Origin of the sequence: Companilactobacillus metriopterae (assembly GCF_002762335.1) — a bacterium.
GTDB classification, from domain to species: domain Bacteria; phylum Bacillota; class Bacilli; order Lactobacillales; family Lactobacillaceae; genus Companilactobacillus; species Companilactobacillus metriopterae.
This window is the reverse complement of the sequence record NZ_CP024610.1, coordinates 424785-446518: the sequence shown is the minus strand read 5'-3', so window position 1 is coordinate 446518 and position 21734 is coordinate 424785. Positions and strand designations below refer to the sequence as shown.

The 21734-nt window shown below is 32.7% G+C and carries 26 protein-coding genes; 8 read left to right on the top strand and 18 right to left on the bottom strand.

Translation table 11 applies throughout. The annotated features are described in order from the left end of the window. Positions 1 to 18: 18 nt before the first annotated feature. The 9 genes from CS873_RS02045 to CS873_RS02010 all read right to left on the bottom strand — a co-directional run bounded on the left by CS873_RS02045 (position 19) and on the right by CS873_RS02010 (position 6484). Positions 19 to 609 (bottom strand): hypothetical protein, encoded by a 591-nt coding sequence (locus tag CS873_RS02045; RefSeq protein WP_099974228.1) that lies wholly within the window; start codon positions 607 to 609, stop codon positions 19 to 21. After that, positions 609 to 773 carry a hypothetical protein gene (locus tag CS873_RS08080; protein WP_169922420.1) on the bottom strand — a complete coding sequence of 55 codons (165 nt, stop codon included), beginning with the start codon at positions 771 to 773 and terminating at the stop codon, positions 609 to 611. The genes CS873_RS02045 and CS873_RS08080 overlap by 1 nt, the downstream gene beginning before the upstream one ends. Before the next feature lie 104 nt (positions 774 to 877). Then, positions 878 to 1189 (bottom strand): VRR-NUC domain-containing protein, encoded by a 312-nt coding sequence (locus tag CS873_RS02040; protein ID WP_099974227.1) that lies wholly within the window; start codon positions 1187 to 1189, stop codon positions 878 to 880. 248 nt (positions 1190 to 1437) lie between these two features. After that, complete coding sequence (locus CS873_RS02035; protein ID WP_099974226.1) at positions 1438 to 2700, bottom strand: virulence-associated E family protein; 1263 nt, start codon at positions 2698 to 2700, stop codon at positions 1438 to 1440. Continuing rightward, positions 2697 to 3488 carry a bifunctional DNA primase/polymerase gene (locus CS873_RS02030; RefSeq protein WP_099974225.1) on the bottom strand — a complete coding sequence of 264 codons (792 nt, stop codon included), beginning with the start codon at positions 3486 to 3488 and terminating at the stop codon, positions 2697 to 2699. Before CS873_RS02030 ends, CS873_RS02035 begins: the two co-directional genes overlap by 4 nt. Positions 3489 to 3500: 12 nt before the next feature. After that, positions 3501 to 4004 (bottom strand): DUF669 domain-containing protein, encoded by a 504-nt coding sequence (locus CS873_RS02025; protein ID WP_099974224.1) that lies wholly within the window; start codon positions 4002 to 4004, stop codon positions 3501 to 3503. 2 nt (positions 4005 to 4006) lie between these two features. Further along, positions 4007 to 5329, bottom strand: a complete 1323-nt coding sequence (locus CS873_RS02020) for a DEAD/DEAH box helicase (protein WP_099974223.1) — start codon at positions 5327 to 5329, stop codon at positions 4007 to 4009. Beyond that, positions 5268 to 6005, bottom strand: a complete 738-nt coding sequence (locus CS873_RS02015) for an AAA family ATPase (RefSeq protein WP_099974222.1) — start codon at positions 6003 to 6005, stop codon at positions 5268 to 5270. Before CS873_RS02015 ends, CS873_RS02020 begins: the two co-directional genes overlap by 62 nt. Next, positions 6005 to 6484: a siphovirus Gp157 family protein gene (locus tag CS873_RS02010; protein ID WP_099974221.1), complete on the bottom strand. Its 480-nt coding sequence runs from the start codon at positions 6482 to 6484 to the stop codon at positions 6005 to 6007. Before CS873_RS02010 ends, CS873_RS02015 begins: the two co-directional genes overlap by 1 nt. A gap of 160 nt (positions 6485 to 6644) precedes the next feature. Between CS873_RS02010 and CS873_RS02005 the strand changes: the two genes are divergently transcribed. Further along, a complete protein-coding gene (locus tag CS873_RS02005) occupies positions 6645 to 7151 on the top strand; it encodes a hypothetical protein (protein WP_099974220.1) in 507 nt (168 codons plus the stop codon). Between the two features lie 160 nt (positions 7152 to 7311). On the opposite strand, the gene CS873_RS08285 is transcribed toward CS873_RS02005, so the two are convergent. Genes CS873_RS08285 through CS873_RS01995 form a run of 3 tightly spaced genes read right to left on the bottom strand, consistent with a single transcriptional unit; the run spans position 7312 to position 8014 of the window. Next, positions 7312 to 7434 carry a hypothetical protein gene (locus CS873_RS08285; protein WP_281252434.1) on the bottom strand — a complete coding sequence of 41 codons (123 nt, stop codon included), beginning with the start codon at positions 7432 to 7434 and terminating at the stop codon, positions 7312 to 7314. After that, positions 7434 to 7754 carry a DUF771 domain-containing protein gene (locus CS873_RS02000; protein ID WP_099974219.1) on the bottom strand — a complete coding sequence of 107 codons (321 nt, stop codon included), beginning with the start codon at positions 7752 to 7754 and terminating at the stop codon, positions 7434 to 7436. The genes CS873_RS08285 and CS873_RS02000 overlap by 1 nt, the downstream gene beginning before the upstream one ends. Before the next feature lie 20 nt (positions 7755 to 7774). Next, positions 7775 to 8014, bottom strand: coding sequence for a helix-turn-helix transcriptional regulator (locus CS873_RS01995; protein ID WP_245823068.1), 240 nt, complete (start codon positions 8012 to 8014; stop codon positions 7775 to 7777). A gap of 129 nt (positions 8015 to 8143) precedes the next feature. Between CS873_RS01995 and CS873_RS01990 the strand changes: the two genes are divergently transcribed. The 3 genes from CS873_RS01990 to CS873_RS01980 are packed head-to-tail and all read left to right on the top strand — an operon-like array spanning position 8144 to position 10600. Further along, the gene (locus CS873_RS01990) at positions 8144 to 8821 is read left to right on the top strand and encodes a LexA family protein (protein ID WP_099974218.1); all 678 of its coding nucleotides are present in this window, start codon (positions 8144 to 8146) and stop codon (positions 8819 to 8821) included. Positions 8822 to 8878: 57 nt separating this feature from the next. Beyond that, the gene (locus CS873_RS01985) at positions 8879 to 9424 is read left to right on the top strand and encodes a DUF5067 domain-containing protein (protein WP_179946636.1); all 546 of its coding nucleotides are present in this window, start codon (positions 8879 to 8881) and stop codon (positions 9422 to 9424) included. A 54-nt stretch (positions 9425 to 9478) separates the two neighbouring features. After that, the gene (locus tag CS873_RS01980; RefSeq protein ID WP_099974216.1) at positions 9479 to 10600 is read left to right on the top strand and encodes a site-specific integrase; all 1122 of its coding nucleotides are present in this window, start codon (positions 9479 to 9481) and stop codon (positions 10598 to 10600) included. A gap of 91 nt (positions 10601 to 10691) precedes the next feature. Here CS873_RS01980 and CS873_RS01975 read toward each other — a convergent pair whose 3' ends face one another. Further along, on the bottom strand, positions 10692 to 11492 hold the full coding sequence (locus tag CS873_RS01975) for a hypothetical protein (RefSeq protein WP_099974215.1): 801 nt from the start codon (positions 11490 to 11492) through the stop codon (positions 10692 to 10694). 157 nt (positions 11493 to 11649) lie between these two features. Then, a complete protein-coding gene (locus CS873_RS01970) occupies positions 11650 to 12945 on the bottom strand; it encodes a nucleobase:cation symporter-2 family protein (protein ID WP_099974214.1) in 1296 nt (431 codons plus the stop codon). A gap of 135 nt (positions 12946 to 13080) precedes the next feature. Here CS873_RS01970 and CS873_RS01965 point away from each other — a divergent pair, with 135 nt between their 5' ends. The 3 genes from CS873_RS01965 (at position 13081) to CS873_RS01955 (ending at position 16650) form a co-directional block, all read left to right on the top strand. Further along, positions 13081 to 14514: a C69 family dipeptidase gene (locus CS873_RS01965; protein WP_099974213.1), complete on the top strand. Its 1434-nt coding sequence runs from the start codon at positions 13081 to 13083 to the stop codon at positions 14512 to 14514. Between the two features lie 195 nt (positions 14515 to 14709). Beyond that, positions 14710 to 15633 carry a DMT family transporter gene (locus CS873_RS01960; protein ID WP_099974212.1) on the top strand — a complete coding sequence of 308 codons (924 nt, stop codon included), beginning with the start codon at positions 14710 to 14712 and terminating at the stop codon, positions 15631 to 15633. A gap of 15 nt (positions 15634 to 15648) precedes the next feature. Then, positions 15649 to 16650, top strand: a complete 1002-nt coding sequence (locus CS873_RS01955) for a D-2-hydroxyacid dehydrogenase (protein WP_099974211.1) — start codon at positions 15649 to 15651, stop codon at positions 16648 to 16650. A 47-nt stretch (positions 16651 to 16697) separates the two neighbouring features. On the opposite strand, the gene CS873_RS01950 is transcribed toward CS873_RS01955, so the two are convergent. From CS873_RS01950 to CS873_RS01940, 4 genes are all read right to left on the bottom strand, one after another. Beyond that, entirely contained in the window at positions 16698 to 17807 is a 1110-nt protein-coding gene (locus tag CS873_RS01950; RefSeq protein ID WP_099974210.1) for a C40 family peptidase, read from the bottom strand. A 54-nt stretch (positions 17808 to 17861) separates the two neighbouring features. After that, complete coding sequence (locus CS873_RS01945) at positions 17862 to 18890, bottom strand: branched-chain amino acid aminotransferase (protein WP_099974209.1); 1029 nt, start codon at positions 18888 to 18890, stop codon at positions 17862 to 17864. A gap of 245 nt (positions 18891 to 19135) precedes the next feature. Then, the gene (locus tag CS873_RS08280; RefSeq protein ID WP_281252431.1) at positions 19136 to 19270 is read right to left on the bottom strand and encodes a hypothetical protein; all 135 of its coding nucleotides are present in this window, start codon (positions 19268 to 19270) and stop codon (positions 19136 to 19138) included. 82 nt (positions 19271 to 19352) lie between these two features. Then, on the bottom strand, positions 19353 to 20588 hold the full coding sequence (locus tag CS873_RS01940; RefSeq protein ID WP_099974208.1) for an aminopeptidase: 1236 nt from the start codon (positions 20586 to 20588) through the stop codon (positions 19353 to 19355). Between the two features lie 620 nt (positions 20589 to 21208). Between CS873_RS01940 and CS873_RS01930 the strand changes: the two genes are divergently transcribed. Beyond that, positions 21209 to 21676 carry a DUF2798 domain-containing protein gene (locus CS873_RS01930; protein WP_099974206.1) on the top strand — a complete coding sequence of 156 codons (468 nt, stop codon included), beginning with the start codon at positions 21209 to 21211 and terminating at the stop codon, positions 21674 to 21676. Positions 21677 to 21734 lie beyond the last annotated feature (58 nt).

Below are 21734 nucleotides of genomic sequence, written 5' to 3'. Positions count from 1 at the left end.
TTCCTCCCACAGTTAAACCTATCGTTCATAAAGTGGTAATTTTTTCACCCACCTTAAGTTACCTTTATTAATTTCGTTATCTATTGACCATGTTGAAATACCAACAGATTTTGCCACTCTTCTTTTAGGAACGCCCTGGTCTAATAACTTTTGTGCGTACTTTATATCGTAATGACTACTTACAGAAATGGCATTTAAATATGCTTTGTGATCAAAATAGTTGTACTTATATAAGAAATTAATAATTGTGTAAGACATTCCTAGATCATCATGAATTTCTTGTTTTTTACCTTTATCTAATAATCTTTGCGCTTGTTTTAATTGTGGATTTTTTTCACTCCAAGTTTTAAGTGACAATTCATTTCTAATAACCATATTAGTTAACATCGTTTGACTGATTGAATTGTTCCTTGCTACATCATCTAAGGTTAGATATCCGCTATCTAAATCAAATTGAATAACTTTTATCATTGCTGGATGAATAGTTGTATCTGGTCTATCTAATTTTCGTCTAAAAGCTTTAATCCTAGGATCATCTAGATGTTCTAAGAGATTTTCAGGTCCAAATTCCTTTTCAACATCAATTACTAAATGTGTATAGTTAGTCATTAATACCCCTCTCTGTATATAAAGTCTCCCTTGATATACTCTTTATAATTTTTATAAGTTATTATTGCCATATCTCGAGAGTCGATCATGATATCAATAACACCTTCATTATTTGTTGTTATGTAGTACTTTTTAAATCCAAATTTATACTCTAGTGATTTCATTCTCTTCCTCAAGTTCTTCTATTTTTAAAAGTAGAGTTTCGTTTTCTATTTTCAATTGTTTTTTCTCAATTTCTAATTCATGTATTTTTTCGATATATAATCGTTCATCCATTAATAATGTTGATTGCATCTTCCACTGAACGAGCCACACCATACAACACAGGGTATTGTTCTGCCATAGCCTTAAATTTAATCTGTTCAGGGCGCAATCTACCTTTCTCATTTTTAACTTCGATAAAAAACATTTTTCCATCGCTATGTCTGAAACCACATAAATCAGGAAATCCTTTAGGCATAGCTTTAAATATTCTTCCATCAGGTAATTTAACCTGACCAGCATTACTTCTGAATATTGTGCAGTCATGTTTAGAAACTTCCAACATGATGTTTGATTGTATATTGTGTTCTGATTCCATAGATTTAATAAATTAACCACTAGATAACCACTACAAGTGGTTACTCCGTATCCCTTGTCAGACAAAGGTTTAGGTAACCAAAAACCACTTACCATTAAAAATGTTTGAAACTTTATAAGAGTGTTAAACAATATATACCTATAAAAAATATTTAAATATAGTGGTTTAGTGGTTATAAAAAGCTGTGTTCCTTGATAGAGTAAGCTTTAATCATAACCACTTAAGTGGTTATTAAGTGGTTATAGTGGTTATATTTTTTCATATCCTCTCCTAAAACTTCCGTTAACCATTTTTCTTTTATAACTCCACCCATCTTTGTTATCCATGATGTTTTTTATCTTTTTACCTAACCTAGGATTAGTTGCTAAGTTATCAACCCGCAGAGCTTCTTTAGCAATATCTGCACTAGTAGTGAATTGCAGATCACTGTTTTCCAGAAACCTATCAATCTCTTCTTCAAACGGTTCAATATAGATAAATTGAGAACGATGATTGTTTAGCATCTCTTCTTCTTCATCTGTTAAATTGAAAGAAAAGTCATTCTTATATAGGTTCACCGCTTCACCCCAGATTTGATTAACTGTAGGTTGATCTAGGTATTGAACTGGATGTAATAACTGCTTCTTCTTATCAACTAAGTTTGGCAAGAAACGTCGTGAACCTGTCTTATCTTTCAAGTATTGAACTTGATTAGTAGTTCTAGATAATACAAAGTTCTTGTATTCATTAGTAGTACTCTTGCCGTATGCTTTACGGAATTCTAAACGTTCCGCACTGGCAAACTTCTTCAAGTCCTCAAAACTGCTTCTAGCAGTCGCAGTCATTTCATCATCATTAACAATCCATGATCTAAGCATATTGACATAACTATCCTTATCTCTAAAATCACTGAACTGATCTGTGTACCAACCATTGGATAGTTTCTTTAGAAGTGTTGTTTTACCAGCTCCTTGTCCCCCTACTAGATCTAATACGAAATCAAACTTAGTTTCAGGTTTAAATACCTTGGCTACTGCACCTACTAAAAATAATCTAGTTTGAAGTTTGGTTATTTCAGTATCTTCAACACCTAAATAGGTCGGTAATAAATCGTTAACTCTAGGTTCTTTATCCCAGTCTTCAAAACATTTATTTAAGTAGTCAATCACAGGATTATAACTGTGTGCGATTGCCTCATTAATAATGGCTGATTCTAGTAGATTCTTTGGAAACAATACTTGGTATTTATCTTCAATATATCTAAGAATCAATGGTGTATAGTCATCTTTCATCCTCGTATCATTGATATATAATTCAGGAATTGTTTTCAGTAGTTCTATTTCATGAGTGAAATTATTGTAAGCAAATGTATGACTTAATAATTGATCAGCCTCTAGAACTAAACCAACATTTCTAAGACTGTTTTGTTTAGGTTTTCCATATTGATTAAGGGTGAAAAATATTGGAAATTGAGCTATATTTTCAGCTTTAACAGCTTCTTTGTGTCTCTTGATAGATTCTTCAACACTCAAACTTCACCACCCCCACGTCTTCTAATATCTTTATCTAGCATTGATTCAAATGTTCTATTTAATTCTTTATCTGGTAGAGGATCAGGTGTATTTTCATTAGCCATAACAGCTAACTGATATGCCATATCTGCCTCAACGTTTCTATATAGCAGTCCACCTATTAATGAAGTCAATTCATTATTTCTACTACCGTTATCACCTAACCCATTGACTAGTGACTCAAATAATTTAGTAGTTGCTGTCTTGGTACCAGAATTATAATTAGTAAAATCAACCGAGCTCTTATTTTCTCTTTGATTGATTAACTGAATTAATTTCTTACTTGGTGTAACAATTGGATTATGATTTTCCCATTCGTATTTCTTACCATTTATTTCACTAGGCGATATTAATACATAGTTATTTTCATGTGCTTTTATATCTACACCTGGTAACCAGCCAATGTTTTGCCTAACTTCAATGTCATCTCTTTTCAGATAAAACAATTGACAACCACCGCCAGCTGTTTTTTGTGACAATGTAGATTTTAATAATTCTTTGCGTTCATAATTTTCTATAGTTTGAAAACCATCTGCACCATCATCATGTCTATCAATATCAACTACAAAGAAGTTAGTAGTTCTAAGAGCTAATTGAGCGTCTGGATGTTTTCCCCAGATTTCTTTAATCTCGTCGCTATTTAATGGTGGTTTATCAGCAAATTTAATGAGTGGTTGTTTATCCACCATAGGTAAGACACTCATACCTTTTTCTGCATAAGCTAATGCATAATTAACTAGATTAGCCATTATCTAACCTCCTTAGAAAGGAAGGTCTTCTTCTTTTACTTCAATTGCTTCATTAGCATTAGGGTCCATTGGATAAGCAGTTTCACTAAAGTTCCAAGGTGCAACTCTGTTAACCATTCTTGTTTCACCGTTGTATGTATTTTCTTCTTCTTTTACATAGACCTTAGCTGGCTTACCTATCAATGCATTTCTAACGTCGTCAATTGTGTTGTATTCTTTACCTTCATCAGTACCTACAGCTTTAAAGATGTTTTGAATACTTGCCCAGTCATAATCTTTAGATTCTTTACGCTTCCAGTTGTCCATGAATACAATTCTGTTATGATGTTTACCATTTGTTTCTGGTAGTGCCTTGTCTAAATCCTTACGAACTCTAAGTTTAAGTTGCAATGTTTCTGCACCATTCTTTGTTGCATTCTCTACAACATCTTCAATAACCATTTCATATTCATCAGTTGGTAGTGCAGTATATTCTCTGTTTTCTGTATTTGAGTAATCTGTTTTAATAAGTGGCATATTTAAATAATTCCCTTCAATTTAGCTTGGTAGTATACCCAGCCATTTTTATATTTTTTTGCTTTCGCATATTCTTGTAATTCTTTGTAGCTGTTTAGTTCACTTACTTTTTTAGTAACAATATAGTTAGTAATAACTTCTAACTTAACGTCTTTCTTTTCGTCCATTTTTACTGCGTCTGCTTTTAATTCAGCTCCACAGTTTGGACACGTATTAACTCCACCCTTCATTACAAAGAAACATTCAGGGCATTGTTTAATAACAATAGAATCAGTGTTAGTTTTTTTCTTACGTTTCTCTCTATCATCTAGCGACCAGAAACGTTCACTATCTGGTAATCCAAATCTAGAATAATTTCCGACGTGATCAATAATTGTAGATATCTTATTAGGCTTATATCTCATACCCCGCATTGATTGTTGGATATTCAATACAAGTGATTCAGTAGGTCTTAACATAATTACCACTGAACAATCTGGTACGTTAAAACCTTCCGAGATAAGGTCCACATTACTAATAACTTGCAGGATTCCTTTTTTGAAATCAGACATTATCTGTTCACGTTCTTTATTAGGTGTTTTAGAATCCGCATGAGCTGCCTTTATACCTGATTTATTAAACTGTTCAGCTATATACTTACTGAATTCAATAGAGTGACAATATACAATGGCTTGCTTACCATCTGCTACCTTCTTATAGGTGCTTATTACATCTCCAAAGATTGTTCGACCTATCGCATCGTCAATTGATTTGTTAGTGTAGTCACCAGTGCTAGAACGTTTTAGCTTTTCATCATCAACTAACTTCACTGAATAGTACTTGTAAGGTGCTAAATAGTTATTCTTTATCAACCATTCAACGCTAGGACCTTCAACCATTGAATCGTATACATTGCCTAAACCCTTACCATTCATACGCCATGGAGAAGCAGAAAAGCCTAATCTAGGAACATCAGAATAATATTCATATATTGATTGATAAGTCTTAGCTAATGAATGGTGTGTTTCATCAGTGATTATTAATGTTGGTTTTGGTAGACTATCTAATCTGTTAGCTATCTTTCCAACAGTCATTACAGTGCATCTATTTAAATCCACATCATTATTTTCAAATGATTGTTTAATCTGCTCTACTAGCTCTTTTCTATGAACAGTAAACATTACCTGTCCATCTGGTTTTAACAATGCTAGACGTGCAATTTCTGCAATAATGACCGACTTACCAGAACCAGCAGGACTAACTATTAATACTGATTTACTTTTCTTACTTAGTTTCTGTCTTGCTTGATTTACCAGCGTCTGTTGATACTGATGAAGCTTGTACATTAACATCACCCCAGTTGAAAAGTTGCTCTATACTAGTTGCTTTACGATTGTCTAATCTATTCTTAGCAAACATTCCGTCATTTCCTTCTAAGAAAACTCCTCTATTACCTGATTCTGGATTAATTGCCATACGACCAACTACATCAGCTAAACCTAATAAGCCATCTCTAACTGATTCACGTAACTGTGGAGCAAACTGATTAAATTCTTGACCATTGGCATTAGTTACTTGTCTATTATTTTCCCAAGCGGTAGTTACAATGTTAATGTCTGGTAACATGTAAATCATTGTCATAACTCTGGCAAAATAATTAGTCCACTGTGAGTAATCTTGTAACTCATTACTGATACCATTGTGTGAATTACGACCCTTTTCAACGAACCAATCCTTTTCAAAACTAGAAACGTTATCAATAACCAAGTTGTCATAATTCTTTATTGCTTCAGGTAACTCCTTTAAAAGAGTTTCCATAAATTCTTCTGGGTGTACTCTATCAAATTCGATTATGTCTACATCAGTACCAGCTAGAACCCTTGAACTATTATCTAAATCAATTACTAAGGTCTTACCTTTTAAGTTCTTAATAGCTGATGTTTTACCAACACCAGGCTTACCGTATAAAATAACCTTCCAATTTTTACTTCTAGAAATATTTTTAGCGTTCTTTATTTCCATTATCTAATCCTTAAAGAAGAACCAGTTTCTAGAGTTGCCCCAGGAACTTCTTTTCCTTTCTTTAAGTCTTCTTTTAGTTTTTGATTATTGAGTACATACTTTGTTTCAAAATAACTAGCTGGTACTTTTCCTTCATCAAATGTGTTTAAAGATGGTTGGTTGTTCTGAACCCAAATTGTAAACTCAGGTGTTTTAATCTTTTCCTTACCGATTGATTCCATTTGTTCAGCTAAACTGTTTTTTAATTTAGCTCTATTATTTTTAATAGTGGTTGCTCTAGCTCCAAGTCTTTGAATCTCTTCTCTAAGAGCCACTTCATCTTTAGCTAATTCTTTATCAACCTTTGCATAGTTAACTGCTTTATCTTCTATTGCTTCATCTATAGAATCCAACGTGTCATGGAACAATGTTGGGTCCATATCTTCTGCATAATCTAATAACTTCATGTAGTTATCAGTTAGTTCATATAATGTAGCCATAAGTACTCCTTTCGTGGTAAACTTAACTTGTAATTTATATTGCTTAGTCCCTTAATCAGTTGCCGCTGATTGGGACTTTTTTTGTGCCCTAGAATATTCGATATTTATCACCCCTTTCTTTGGTATAATTTTGGTAATGATAGTATTGGAGAATAGATTCATGATTGATTTTTTGAAAACATTAAATGCTTCTGATTGGATTGCAGGTATTTCATTTTTACTTAGTCTTTTGTTAGCAGTCGACAAATTATTTTCTTATAGAGCGAGGACACAAATTCAAAAAATTGAATTTGTTTATCCGCATAATGCCAATTTTTATATACATCTATACATAACTAATAAATCTTCTAGAACCATTGGTATTTACGACATGAAGATTAAAGATACTCGCCTAATAAAACATTCGCATGATTTTAAGCCTTCTAATTCTTTACCGTACGGAAATATTCAAACATCAATGTTTCCAATTAATATAAATCCATGGGAACAAAGAGAGATACTAGCTGAATTTGTATATGAAACCAAAGATGAAAACGAACATATTGTTGGACCAAGCCAAGGGGACAAAATTACAATTAAAATTCAAACAAATAGAGGCATAGTATCTAAGGAAACTGTTCTTCCAATGATTCCTAAAGAACAAGGGAAAGCACTAGAAGAATGGTAGATAAAATCCATAATGACCACCATAATTTATCATCCAATCTGACACCTCCGGGTGTTATTTTTTTACTCTTCTTCTGCCCATTCATCGTACAAACGATCTTCCAATTCATAATCGTATGTATCGTTAAAACTAACTCCATACCAGTTTCCGTCTTCGTCCATTAGTCGAAGTAGTCCTTGATATTAAAATTATGTTTAGCTAGGTCTTGAATGAACATTGTTATGCTGACTGAACCTATAATTGCTACTCCAAGCCAGCTTAGTAATACGTCTATTGAAATCATCAGTTTCTCCTCTCGTGTATTTCCTGAAAATGATCGGACATAAACTTTTTGAATTTGGCTGGTTCAAACTCCCAAATGTTCTTACCTGAATTTTCAGGTTTGTTTACGAAGTCTTTCAGTTCATCCTGCCACTTTGGAACCAATAAACATCTTTCTTTAAACCAATCTAAATTGTGGTTATATCTTTCTTTTAAATCTTTAGCTGTCCACCATCTAGCAGTATCCTGTTCTTCTTTTAGTTCTATATACTCAGCTTTATCAATCAATACTTTGTCTTCTGGCATCTCTAAAGTCAGCGTTGTAGTTATTTTTTGTGGCATGTGAATCACCTCCTTTTGGGTTATAAATTAATTTTCTTTTTTCTTTGTACGATTATTTCGTACTTTTTGCCCAAAAAAATATCGTCAAATTTAACATCAAATATATCCATATACTTTTTCAACAAAACAGTTGGTAAGTTACTACTATCCTTTTCGTATTTAGCTAACGTTTTGGCTGAAATATCCAGCATATTTGCCATTTCAACTTGGCTGATACTAACACTCTTTCGTAATTCTTCAATTGTTGTAATTTTAATCACCTCCTGACAACACAAATAAGTATAGTACGTTTTATTCGTACTGTCAATATTTATTTTCGTATTTTTCGTATTATTTTGATTGCTTTTGCGTAATTACCGTAATATAATGTTTTCGAGGAGTAACATAATATGAAAAATAACGAAGAACGTAGAAAAATTATTGCAGCTAACATAAGAAAATACTTGTCTCAAAACAATATGAGCCAAACTGATCTTTCCGAGAAAATTGGAATATCAAAAAGTACCCTTAGCGATTATATAAATTTAAGATCTGCGCCTTCATATGGAGTAATCCAAAAAATTGCAGATACATTCAATGTTAATAAGAGTGATATAGATTCAACTTTCAAAAATAGTGAAGAGATCAAATCGATTGTGTCTGGCAAATACAACTACTTCGATGCAGGTATTTCAGCCGGAACTCTTCAAACTGTAGACCCCTTCACATCGAATGAAGTTGAAACTATAGATTTACCCGACGTTATTATGGGTAGATATGCAAATGATCCTTCTATATTTATAACTAGAATAAATGGCGAATCAATGAATAGAGTATTACCAAATGGTTCATTAATCGCTGTTAAGAAGTTTAAAACATTATTAGACTTGAAAGATGGCGATATCGTAATATTCCAAGATGGTGGTGATTTATCAGTTAAACGATTCTACAATGACACTAAGGGACAAATACTTACGTTTATGCCAGATTCAACTGAATCAGATTTTGTACCTATTAACTACAGATATGAAAGTGCCGATAAAGTAAATATTATAGGTAAAGTTGTTATTTATACGGTGGAATTATAATTAACTGTCCAAACACTGAAGACACAAAAAGCTGAACATTTTTAGGGAGAATTTATTATGAAAAAGTATGTGTTTGGTTTATTAACGATATTTTCTGTTTTTATAATATCTGCATGCTCTGTCAAAAATACAGAAAACAAAACAAGTGATGATACAAAAACTGTAAAAAAAGAAAATAGTAAGAAAGAAAAATATTATTTTAAAAATAACAAGCTGGTTATGCAAGATGTTGATATAAATATAACTGATGAAAAAATTATTCAACCAGGAGAAACTGGTAATGAATATGGAGAAAAACCAGTTATTGCATTTTGGTATGAAACAACAAATAAAACAAATAAAGAAATCAATCCAATGACTGCTTGGATTTCTGCTTTTAAAGCAATACAAGACAATAATAAAAATAGTGTCAATGAATTAGATGTTGGTATGTTACCCGATGAGCAATTTTTGGATTCCCAATCAGAGAATATCAAAAAGAATGGCACAGTTAAAAATGCTATTTCATATGAACTAGATGACACAAACACACCGGTTCAATTAACTGCTACAAAAGGCTATGACGAAACAAAATTAGGAACTATGACATATAATTTAAAATAATTAAATAAGCCACACTAGGCTTATTTATTTTTAGCTAAATTAGGAGGCGTAGCAATGGAGGTATATAAGAGAGGAAATTCTTGGACTGTTAGAATAAGGTACAATGATGGCATAAATCAAAGAAAATCATTTTCTAAATCAGGTTTTAAGACAAAAAAAGAAGCTTCTATTTTTGGTAATGAAAAAGAGCTTCAATTAAAAAGAGATGGCATTCAGCAATCAAACATTGCTTTTGATGAATACGTTAGAAATTGGATTGTTGTATATAAAAAAGGACGTGTCAGTGAGCACAGTTTTTACATATACTCACAAATACCAAAAGAAATAGAAAAATATTTTGGGTCTTTACCTATCAATAAGATAACAAAAATTAAATACCAATCATTTTTAGATGTTTATGCCACTGATCATGTGAAAGAAAGTGTTCAAAAACTAAATACTAGAATCAAAAGAATTATAGCTGACGCCATGGACGAAAAGTTAATAACTCAAGACTTTACTCGAAATGCAATTATAGGTGGGAAAAATAGCAAAGACAAAGATTTAAAATTTATTGAGTTAGATGATTTAATTAAATTAAATCAAATCTGTAAAAATGAAATGGATTTTCAAAGTATAACTAAATATGCGATTTTCGTTGGATTAAGAACTGGTATGAGATATGGTGAAGTTGTGGGCTTAACTTGGGATGATATAGATTTTTACAATCAAACCATAAACATAAATAAGACATATGATTATCATAATCATACTGGTTTCAAACCAACAAAGACTGAATCTTCAAACAGGATCATCGACATAGACAAAGAAACTGTTTTAGAACTCAAAAAACTAAAACAAACACAAAGCATAAATTTTGTTGAACAAGGATATAGAGATCCACTGAATGCTGTTTTTAGAAATAATAGAAAAAATATTCCAACTAACGATACAACAAATAAGGTGCTTCGGGATTTACTTAAAAGAGGAAACATACAAAAAAGCATAACATTTCATGCATTAAGGCACTCTCATGTGTCTATGTTAATTGATAAAGGAATCGATATAAGCTATATTTCAGAAAGACTTGGGCACTCAAATACAACAATAACATTAAGCGTATATGCACACTTACTTGAAGACAAAAGAGAAAAAGAACGCAAAAGAACATTAGACCTCATAGAAAACATTTTATAGTTCGTCCCACATTTATCCCACTAAAACCACAAAAACATTGATATATAAGCGTTTAAATAGTAAAAAGATCACCTTCTAGGTGATCTTTTTTTTATGATGCTTGTTTTACTAAACTTGTAACACCATCGTTAAATGATATTAACCCATGATCTTTATCAATCATAGCGCCAGAAAGTTTGTTTTCAACTATAACTGCAAGGAATTCTTCAAATCCTAGTGACATACCTACAGTTGCCCATACGTGTGCAAATGCTGCATCTAGATCCAAGACTGTTACTTGTTCCAAAGTAGTATTTTGATCATATTCATAATTTGTTAAATCAGGCTCACCACTAATGGTAGCAATTGATAAGTTTTCTACATTATATTCTACTGATTCACTAGCATCTTCAAATCCTTTAATTTGAACACCCCACTGGAATTCACTGTCAGGATCTGTAGCAAATTTGATATCACTGCCAGCATTCATAGATATACCTACAATATTTTTATTAACTAATAAAGGACGTAGATACTTGTTAAATGTGTCTTCCATAGCCCAAGAAACGATTATATCTGATGGATTATACTCTTTTTCACCAAAAGCTGAATAAGCATCTTTTGTAACTGATTGGATAAAAATTGCTTTTGAATAGATAGATTGAAAGTCTGGTGAGTTTACAAGATCATAGTTTTCACCATGTCTATAGTTATTAATCATTGAAGTTGGATTGGTTAGTGAAAACTCTTCTTGAATTCTTTCCATGCGTTCTGAAATTTCAGCAGTAGCTTCATTTAAACTATCTTGTACATCAGCATTCAAATCAGTTGCAGCAATTTTTATTGTAATATTTGTGTCCATCTTGTTAATTACCATTGCTGGATAATAATACTTGTTAAATAAATTTTTCATAATTAAGTCCTTCTCTCGATTTACGTTGTTTATGTTTTTAATTTCTATTTATTAACTTGAAACCAAGTATATCGGGATTTTTTGAATTAATTATGAACATTGTGGGTAGTTAATAGGAATAATTAATTAATAAAAAAAGAAGCTTAATAATAAAACATTAAGCTTCTTTTTTCTTACCCATTGAAAAGAATATATTTAAAATTATTGCTGCAAAACTACCAATTACAAGACCGTTATTTAAAATAGTTTGTAAAGTTGATGGTAAGAAATGAAGTAGATTTGGTTGAACTGTAACTCCCAATCCTAAACCAATAGCTACTGCAATTATTAACATATTATCGTTATTTAAATTAACTTTTGATAACATACGAATACCTTCAGCACCAACAGTACCAAACATAATTAACATGGCCCCACCTAGTACAGATGTAGGTATCATAGTTGCAATTGCACCAATCTTAGGCATCAATCCTAGTATTATAAGTAAGAATGCTGAATAATACACAGGTTTTTTACTCTTAATTCCAGATAATCTAACCAAAGCCACATTTTCTGAGAATGTTGAGTATGGAAATGTATTAAAGATACCACCTAAAACAGCAGCTAATCCTTCAGATACATAACCTCTTTGTAAATCTGATTCATCTAATTTTCTATCAGTGATCTCAGCTAAAGCATAGAAAACACCAGTAGATTCAATCATACAAGTCAAAGCAGCTAGAATCATAATTAATGATGATGACCATTCAAACTTGGGAACATCGAAGTAAAATGGTCGTGGTATTTGGAACCAACTAGCATCATTAAAACTTGCTATCCCTACTTTTCCCAATCCGGCGGCTACTAGTGAACCGGCAAGAATTCCAATTAAAACAGCAGTTCTTTTGATAAATCCTCTACCCCAAACATTGATAATTAAAATAAGTAATGCTGTAGAGAATCCTAGGATTAAATCAGTTGGATCTCCAAAATTTTTGGCAGTTGGATCTCCACCACCAATATTTTGAAAAGCAACCGGTATCAAAGTAAATCCAATTAATGTAATCAATGAACCAGTTACAACTGGTGGGAAAAATCTCTTTAGTTTCGCAAAGAACTTGGCTACCATCATTATAAAAATTCCTGCAATAATAATAGAGCCATACATATAGGCAAGTCCAAAATGCTTACCTATATTTTGTAACGGTGTTACATACTGAACAGCCGCACCTAGAACAACGGGTAATCCAACACCCGTAAGTGGTGTTCTTTTTAGTTGAAGTAACGTAGCGACCCCACACATGAAAATATCCACTGAAATCAAATATGTCATTTGTTTAGCGGTAAATCCTAATGCAGCACCGACCAAAAGTGGTACAAGCACATCTCCCGAATACATTGCAAATAGATGTTGAAATCCTAAAATAAGGTTCTTACCAAAGGATTGCTGTGGTTCCTCGTTACGAATATCCATAGTCCCCTCCAACATTAAGTTTTGAAAATTATATCACTTTTTCAGAAAGTATTGAATGACTTAATCAAATGAAAATAAATTCATTTCAAATTTAATGTGATAATATGAAAGTGTCGATTAGGAGGAAGTTTAAAAATGAAAAAAAATCATTTAGATGATGCTTGTACAACAATTTTAGTTGGAAAGAATGCTAGTATTGATGGTTCTACTATGATTGCCAGAAATGATGATACATTTTTGGCAGTTTCACCACACAGTTTCGTCATGAATCCTGAAGTAAAAGGTGAAGAAGGACGTACTGTTAAATCTTGGTTAAATAAATTTGAAGCTCCCATTCCAGCAAATGGTCATAAGTGGCCAGCTGTTCCCAATGTTGATTATAAAAAACATGGCTACTATGACGAAAGTGGTATTAACGGAGTAAACGTAGCAATGTCAGCTACTGAAAGTACATATGGTAATGAACGTGCATTGGCATATGATCCACTAGAAATTGATGGTATGGACGAAGATACTATTGTGAGAATGGTTCTTCCATATGTAGATTCAGCCAAAGATGCAGTTCAAAGAACAGGTGACTTAATTAAAGAATACGGATCTCCTGCTGGAAACTCAGTTTTATTCAGTGATAAAGATGACGTTTGGTATATGGAAATTGTTACTGGTCATCACTGGGTAGCTCAGCGTATTCCCGATGACAGTTATGCCATAGCAGCAAATCGTGTTTCTATTCAACAAGTTGATTTTGATGATTCAGAACAATTTATGTGGTCAGATGATATCCAAGAATTCGTTGAAAAATATCATCTTAACACTGACCAAACTGGATGGAATTTCCGTCATATATTTGGTACAGATAATATGAAAGACCGTCACTACAATACTTCTCGTGTATGGTATGGTCAAAGATACTTCAATCCTGAAATTATTCAAGATCCAGAAGATGGCGAGTTGCCATTCATCATGAAGACAGATAAAAAAATTACAGTTGAAGATATAGAGTATGTACTAGGATCTCATTACAATGAAACTCAATATGATCCACTAGGTACAGGTTCTGATGAAGATAAATATCGTTACCGCCCTATCGGTCTAAATAGAACTCAAAATTCTCATATTTTACAGATTAGAAATGATGTACCCAAAGAATATGCTGCTATTATGTGGTTCTGTTTTGGATACCCAACATTCACTCCATTTGTGCCATTCTATACAAATATGGATGAAACACATGAATCTTATCGAGATACCGATTTAAAATTCAATTTCAAAGATGCTTACTGGATGTTCAATTCATTGGCTGTTCTAGTTGAATCTCATCATAAAGAATTCATTCAAGACGATATTGATTGGCTAACAGATTTGAAACAAGAATTCAGAACATTCATTGCAAAAACTGACGAAGAAGCAGCAACAAAATCACCTGATGAAATGTCAGCCTTCCTTACAACGAAAAACAATGAATTAACTGAAGAAGTTCAAAATAAAGTTCATGATTTCTTTGGTCAACTTTATACTAAAGGAATTACCTTATCTAAACTTACATTTAATATGGATAAAAATCTTTAATATAAAAAGCTTAACTATGCAGAATATAGTTAAGCTTTTTATTTTTCGAATCGCTAGAAAAACCAATTAAGGTAAGTAATGCTACAATTAAATTATTATTAGTGAAATTCTGTATCCTATAAATAATATTAGCAAAATATTTAATGTTGTAGGTATAATAGAAAATAAGAATTTATTATTAAAAGGGGAATTATTATGGAAGAAAAGAACAAATTAACTTCCGGTACTTTGCGTAGGGGATTTTGGCTTGCATTTGCTGCTTCATCTCTTTGGGGTATTTCCGGTGTTGTAATGCAATTGGTAGCAAAGGATTTCCAGTTACCTGCTGTTTGGTTTATTGGAACAAGAACTACCGTAGCGGGAGTTCTATTATTGGTAATTTCTTTATTCGTATTACCAAAGAACCAATTCTTCGCTATTTTTAAAAATTGGAAAGACACTCTCACTTTAGTGGCATTTTCAGTATTTGGATTATTAGCTAATATGTATACCTTCTTTTATGCTATTAAAACTGGTAATTCATCTACAGCTACGATTCTGCAATACTTATCACCATTGTTTATCATGGTTGGTGCTGTATTATTTTTCCACAAAAAAGTACTTCGTGTAGACGTAATTTCATTTGTACTCGCATTAATTGGTGTTGTTCTTTTAATTACTCGAGGAGATATCAGTCATCTTTCAATACCTGTTAGTTCACTACTTTGGGGTATCGCATCTGGTGCTACTGCTGCTTTATATGTAGTTATTCCTCAAAAGCTAATAGCAAAGTATAATGGCTTGCTAATCACTGGTTGGGGTATGTTGATTGCTGGTATTATATTTAACTGCATTCGTCCTATATGGGTCAACCCACCAAAGATGGAAACAAATGCTATTATAGGTGTTTGTGCTGTTATTTTAATCGGTACCGTTGGTGCTTTCCTACTAATGGTATTCAGTACAAAATATACAACTGCAGCCACTGTAAGTATTACAGATGCTGTTCAACCATTTGTCACACTTATTCTAAGTATTCTATTCTTAAGTTATGACGTTAACTTTATAGAAATTCTAGGTGCTGTTATTGTTGTATTTGCTATTTATATTCTAAGTAGATACGACACTGGTAATAAATAATTTCGGAGGTAAAGTATGAATATATTTGGATATGGAATTAGAGAAGACGAATTACATGCATTAAATCAATGGATTGATAACAATCCTGATGTAGAAGTTCAATACACGGATAAGACACTCACACCTGAAACTGCTGCCTTAGCAGAAGGAAGTGATGGAGTTGTTACTTTACAAACTACTCCATATGAACGTGCTGCACTAGAAAAGCTAACTAGTTTTAATATTAAATATATCTCAATTAGAAATGTAGGATACGATAATTTTAATCTTCAAGATCTATCTGATTTAGATATGACATTAACTAATGTTCCTGTCTATTCTCCATATGCAATAGCTGAACACGCTTTACTTCTTGCCGGAAGATTATTAAGAAGAGTTCCAGAAGTGGACAGAAAATTTGACGAAGGTGACTTCACTTGGGCTCCTACTATTGGTAAGGAACTTAGAGAACAAACTGTTGGTATCATTGGTACAGGTCATATTGGACAAGTCGCTGCTCAAATGTTTCACGGTATGGGTAGTAAAGTTATTGGTTATGATGTTTCTGAAAAAGACAATTTTAAAAAATATGGTACATATGTTGAAAGTCTAGAAGAACTTTATCAAAATTCTGATATTGTTGATTTGCACGTTCCTCTTTTTGATAGCAACAAATATATGATTAATGACGAATCCATCGCCAAAATGAAGGATGGAGTTTTCATTATAAACGCTGCCAGAGGAGAACTGATTAACACAAAATCTCTTATCAAGGGACTAGATTCTGGTAAAATTGCCGGAGTTGGACTTGATGTATTGGACAATGAAAATACTGTCTTTGGTAAAAAAATAGGTAGTATTGAAAATATTTCTGATCCGGATATCAAGAATCTTGCAGAACGAATTAACGTTATCATCACACCTCACAATGCATTCTATACAGAAACAGCTGTTTATAACATGATTACTGTTGCATTTGACTCTAGCAAAAAATTAATTTCTGGCGAACAACCTGAAAATATTGTAAAACCTAAATAAATACAAAAAAAGAAGTTGCCATAATGGCAACTTCTTTTTTATTTTAATTAATAAAATACTCTTTTAACACCTGCAATGTTTCCTCTGTTAGACCAAATACTTGAAATTTGGACTTTTGAAGGCCATGAATCAATCATTGTGTTTCCATCTAATAAAATTCCGACGTGCCAAATCACACCAGTGCTGGGATCAGTGAAGAATATCAAATCCCCTCTTTGTCGATCAGCAAATCTAATTGATTGAAAATTATTATCTTGCCACATCAATCTAGAATTCCATTCATTTCCTGGTTGAGCATGTTGGATAGATGAATATCCTGATGTATCAATTCCTGCAGCATATAGTGATTGAGTAACTAGACCTGAACAATCAACACCATAATATGGATAGCTTGAACCGCCTGAATACCAAGGTTGTCCTAAGTATTGTCTTGCTTGATTAATCATTGCTTCAACATAATCACTTCTTGTTGATTGTTTATTTATAGCTAATGGAGCCACATAAGAATCTATATCGTACCAATCAGATTCGGAAAATCCCATAGCTTTCCATGTTGCAAGATCTGTAACTCCTGTAACAGGTAAACCTACTCGAGATTGAAGATTTTTCACCGCATTAATACAGGCGCTATCATAGATAGTGTGCTTGTTTGATAAACCAAAATGTCCTCTTACCAAAGCAACCTTGACACCTTCTACACCACTATATAAATCGTATCCTACATTTCCTTGCGGTTGTATTTGAGTGTACTGTATCTGATACATTCCAGATGGATTCTGATATGCCGGACTCTGACTTGGATCATATGTAGTTGAATCATTACTGTTCAACCAAATGTCAGTCGCTATTTGATAATATGTAACGCCATCAACCACGACAGTGCTAGAATATTTCCATTCTGAACCACTAGGTAAAATATTTCCCAATTGGTTTACATCATTAGAATCAGATAAGTATGAATATTCCATTGCTCCCCAAGACTTAACTCTTAAGTAGCCACTAGAATTTGTATTTTCTGATGACAGTAATGTCTTAGTACTTTCAGGAAATGCAAAAATATCTTGCTCAGTACTCTGAGCGTATGTTGATACTGGTTGCCCTAACAACAATACCGTAGAAAATGAAGCTAATAAAACTACCCTATTCAATTTTTTCATATATTAATCCCCTGCCCAAATGTATTAATAAAATAATATCATAAATAAATTATTCTATACAGTCTGAATCCAACCTTCAGGTGCTTCCACATCTCCAAATTGAATACCTGTTAAAGTATCATACAGTTTCTGACTAACTGGTCCCACCTCTGTCTCACTATAAAATACGTGGAAATTACCATCGTGTTCTATCCCACCAATTGGCGAGATAACAGCTGCTGTCCCACAGGCACCTGCTTCTTTGAATTGATCTAATTCATTTATATCAATTTTTTCTTCAGAAACTTTCATGCCAAGTCTATTTTCAGCTAACCACAACAATGAATACTTAGTTATACTTGGCAGAATCGATGGTGAAATAGGAGTTTTGAATTCATTGTCTTTAGTAATACCAAAAAAGTTGGCCGCTCCTACTTCTTCAATATATCTATGCTCTAGAGGATCTAGATAGACGCAATCCGCAAAACCTCTACCTTTTGCGTCTTCCTCAGGCAATAGACTTGCAGCATAATTACCACCAACTTTAGCTTGACCAGTACCTCGATGAGCTGCACGATCCAGTTTAGAAGTTGTAAAATTGACTGGTTTTAAACCACCTTGAAAATAACTTCCAACCGGCATAGCAAATACAGTAAAAATATATTCAGAAGCTGGACTTAATCCGATATTTTCACCTACACCAATGATTAATGGTCGAATATACAAAGTCGCACCAGTCCCATATGGAGGTACAAAATCTCTATTAGCTGAAACCACTGATTTTACTGCTTCCACAAACTTATCTTCAGGATATTCCGGCATTAACAATCTTTGACATGATTTTTGTAATCTTTTAGCATTTTGGTCTGGTCGGAACAATTGAATTTTATCATCTTTAGTTCGATATGCTTTCAATCCCTCAAACGCCTGTTGACCATAGTGAATTGCCGGAGAACCCTCATTAATAGATAGGTTACTATCTTCAGTCAATCCACCATCTTGCCATTCACCATCCTTATAATGCGCCAAGTAACGATATGGCAAGTCCATATAATTAAAACCTAAGTTGTTCCAATCTATTTTATTTGCATCTGCTTTTACCATAATTATTCCACCTTTCATTCTAAAAATTAGAAATTAATTAGAATTGTTAGTTAAATCGTAATTTGTAATCGTTACTTTGTCAATTATTACAGGTATTATTAATATAATAAAAAGAACCCAACACTTAATTGCGTTGAGTTCTTTTATTTAAATAAACTTGTAATGATGATAAGCACAATTATAGGAAAAAAAGCACGATGCTTGAATTAATCAAACATCGTGCTTTCATTTTTCCAATTAGGAAATTATTTTGAAGCTTTTTCATCGCGATTCTTTAGAAAGTTGATAACTTCTAAAGTTTTCTTTTGACGATCTGTACCGTTCTGTGCGTTTACGGGACGGCGGTGACCTGTCATACCTTTATGATTATTTTGTGACATCGAAAATCCCTCCTCCCTTTCTTACTTGAATGTTACTAACCTTAATAGTATAAATGGATAACTTTATTTTTTCAAGTGTTATTTAAGCCCAGTTACCATTTCTCATAACTGGAACTGCTGAGCCATCTTCTAAAATACCATCAATGCTCATATCATCAGACCCTATCATAAAATCTACGTGTGTTTGAGATATATTCATACCATGTTCTCCGAGCTCCTCATCTGACATCTTGGTGCCACCTTGAATGTTAAATGGATATGCGGCACCTATCGCCACGTGATCTGATGCATTTTCATCGAATAAAGTATTATAAAAAATAATTCCTGACTCTGCTATTGGAGATTTTTGAGGTACCAGTGATATTTCACCTAATGAATGAGTTCCAGCATCAGTTTCAATAAGATCTTTTAAAATTTCCTCTCCAGTGTCAGCTTTGGAATCAATAATTTTACCATCTTTAAATGTTAATTGAATTCCCTCTATCAGACTTCCAGAATAACTTAATGGCAACGTAGAACTAATTACTCCATTAATCTTTCGATTATCAGCTGAAGTAAATACTTCTTCTGTTGGCATATTAGGAACGAAGAAATTACCTGAAATATCATTAGTTCCAGCAGCCTCCCAAAGATGATTCTTTGGTAAACCGATTGTTATATCAGTTTTAGCTGACTTATATTTTAACTCTTTAAATTGATGTTTATTTAACCAATCTGCTTTTTCATTTAAAGTGGCGATTTGTTTATCCCATGCTAGTTCTGGATCGTCTTGATCCACTCTAGTTGTCTTAAATATTTCTTCCCACAACTTATCTTCTGCTGCTTCTGGAGAAAGATCTGGAAATACTTTTTTTGCCCATTCTTGATCAGCTGCTCCTACAACTAACCAGCTAATATCATTATTTTGAGTTGATTTACGTACCGATTTCCAAGCTTCTCCTAGTGACTTCTGATACATTGATAATCTTTTAGAATCAACATCCTTAAGTTCATCTGGTGCACCCGATAATACAGATATTCTTGAAGCCCTTTTTTCCATCAACTGATCTGCCTTTTGAGAAACATATGCAGGCTGATTTTGAAGTCTATCTTCACTAGCGTGATTCAAAAACCCCTTTGTAATCTCTGAATCATTCCACTCAACTACCACCTCATTAGCACCTAGTTGATAAGCTTGATCAACAATTTTTCTAGCTAATTTCAATTGATTGACGCTAATGTAAAGTATTATAGTTTGTCCCGGTTGAACGTTTACACCATTTTGTGTAATTAATTTAGCATACTTGTCTAACTTTTCATCAAAATTTGGTAATGTCATAATAATACCTCCAGTATTGGTTTTTTCATTCTATCACTAATAATATTGTTATATAATAAAAATTATATTAAATAAAATATTATGTACTAGGACAAAATTATCGAAAACGGCAAAAGATCAATCATTCAAAATTTGAGTTACATCTATTTTTTAGTAATCGGGGGCCCCGCTCTCTATATCGGCTTCATTACATCATTAATGTCAGTAGCTGCCTCACCTAACCCATATTTATGGCTTTGGGTGGAAATGATCATTGTTATACTTATTATATTTGTAGTACCTCTAATTCTAATAACTTTGTTGCATAAAAACTATAGTTTTATTTATCCTATAATTTTAATAGTTTGGGGTGTCATTACATTTTTTCAAATCATACCTCTAGTAATCATTGGTGTATCTGGTTGGATATACAATGGTTACCATAAAAAACCTGTTGAACCAACAAAAACGGATCAGCAAAATGACGAGAATTGAGCATAAATTTTGTATAGCATAATTACAATCAGCACTTATATCTATATATATTAAAAACAGATCTCAAAAAGAATGAAAAAAATAACTTACGAGGATTTTTTATTTATGCTAGGCTAGATATCTAGTAATAAATAAGGAGTTTTAAAATGCCAAGAAATTTAAAAGAAGAATTACTATTTACTCTTGTTATGGCTGGCTTGATGGTTTTAGTCATGGCTGGTTATAACATTGCGCTGAATGATGGATTTAGCAATGGATATGTCATGGAAGTATTGAAGGGATACCCTCTAGCATTAATTTTTGCTGGTGCTGTAGATTTGATAATTGTTGGACCAACAGTTAAACATATATTTTTCAAACACATGATTAATGATTATATGAAACAAAAACAAATCCGTATTGCTTTAGTTATCTCAACTATGATGGTTCTAGGAATGGTAACTATCATGTCAGCATTTGGAATGGTTATGCAACAAAGTTTTGGTAACAATATCTTACTATCATACCTACATATCTGGATTTTCAATCTTATTCTTGCTCTACCTTTACAAATACTTTTAGTAGGTCCTATCGCAAGAAAGATCTTAGCTTCTGTTCAAAAAACTGCAGAATAAAGATAGAGACTTATAAATAAATATTATTATATAAAAAAGAGTAATTACTAATTTTTAG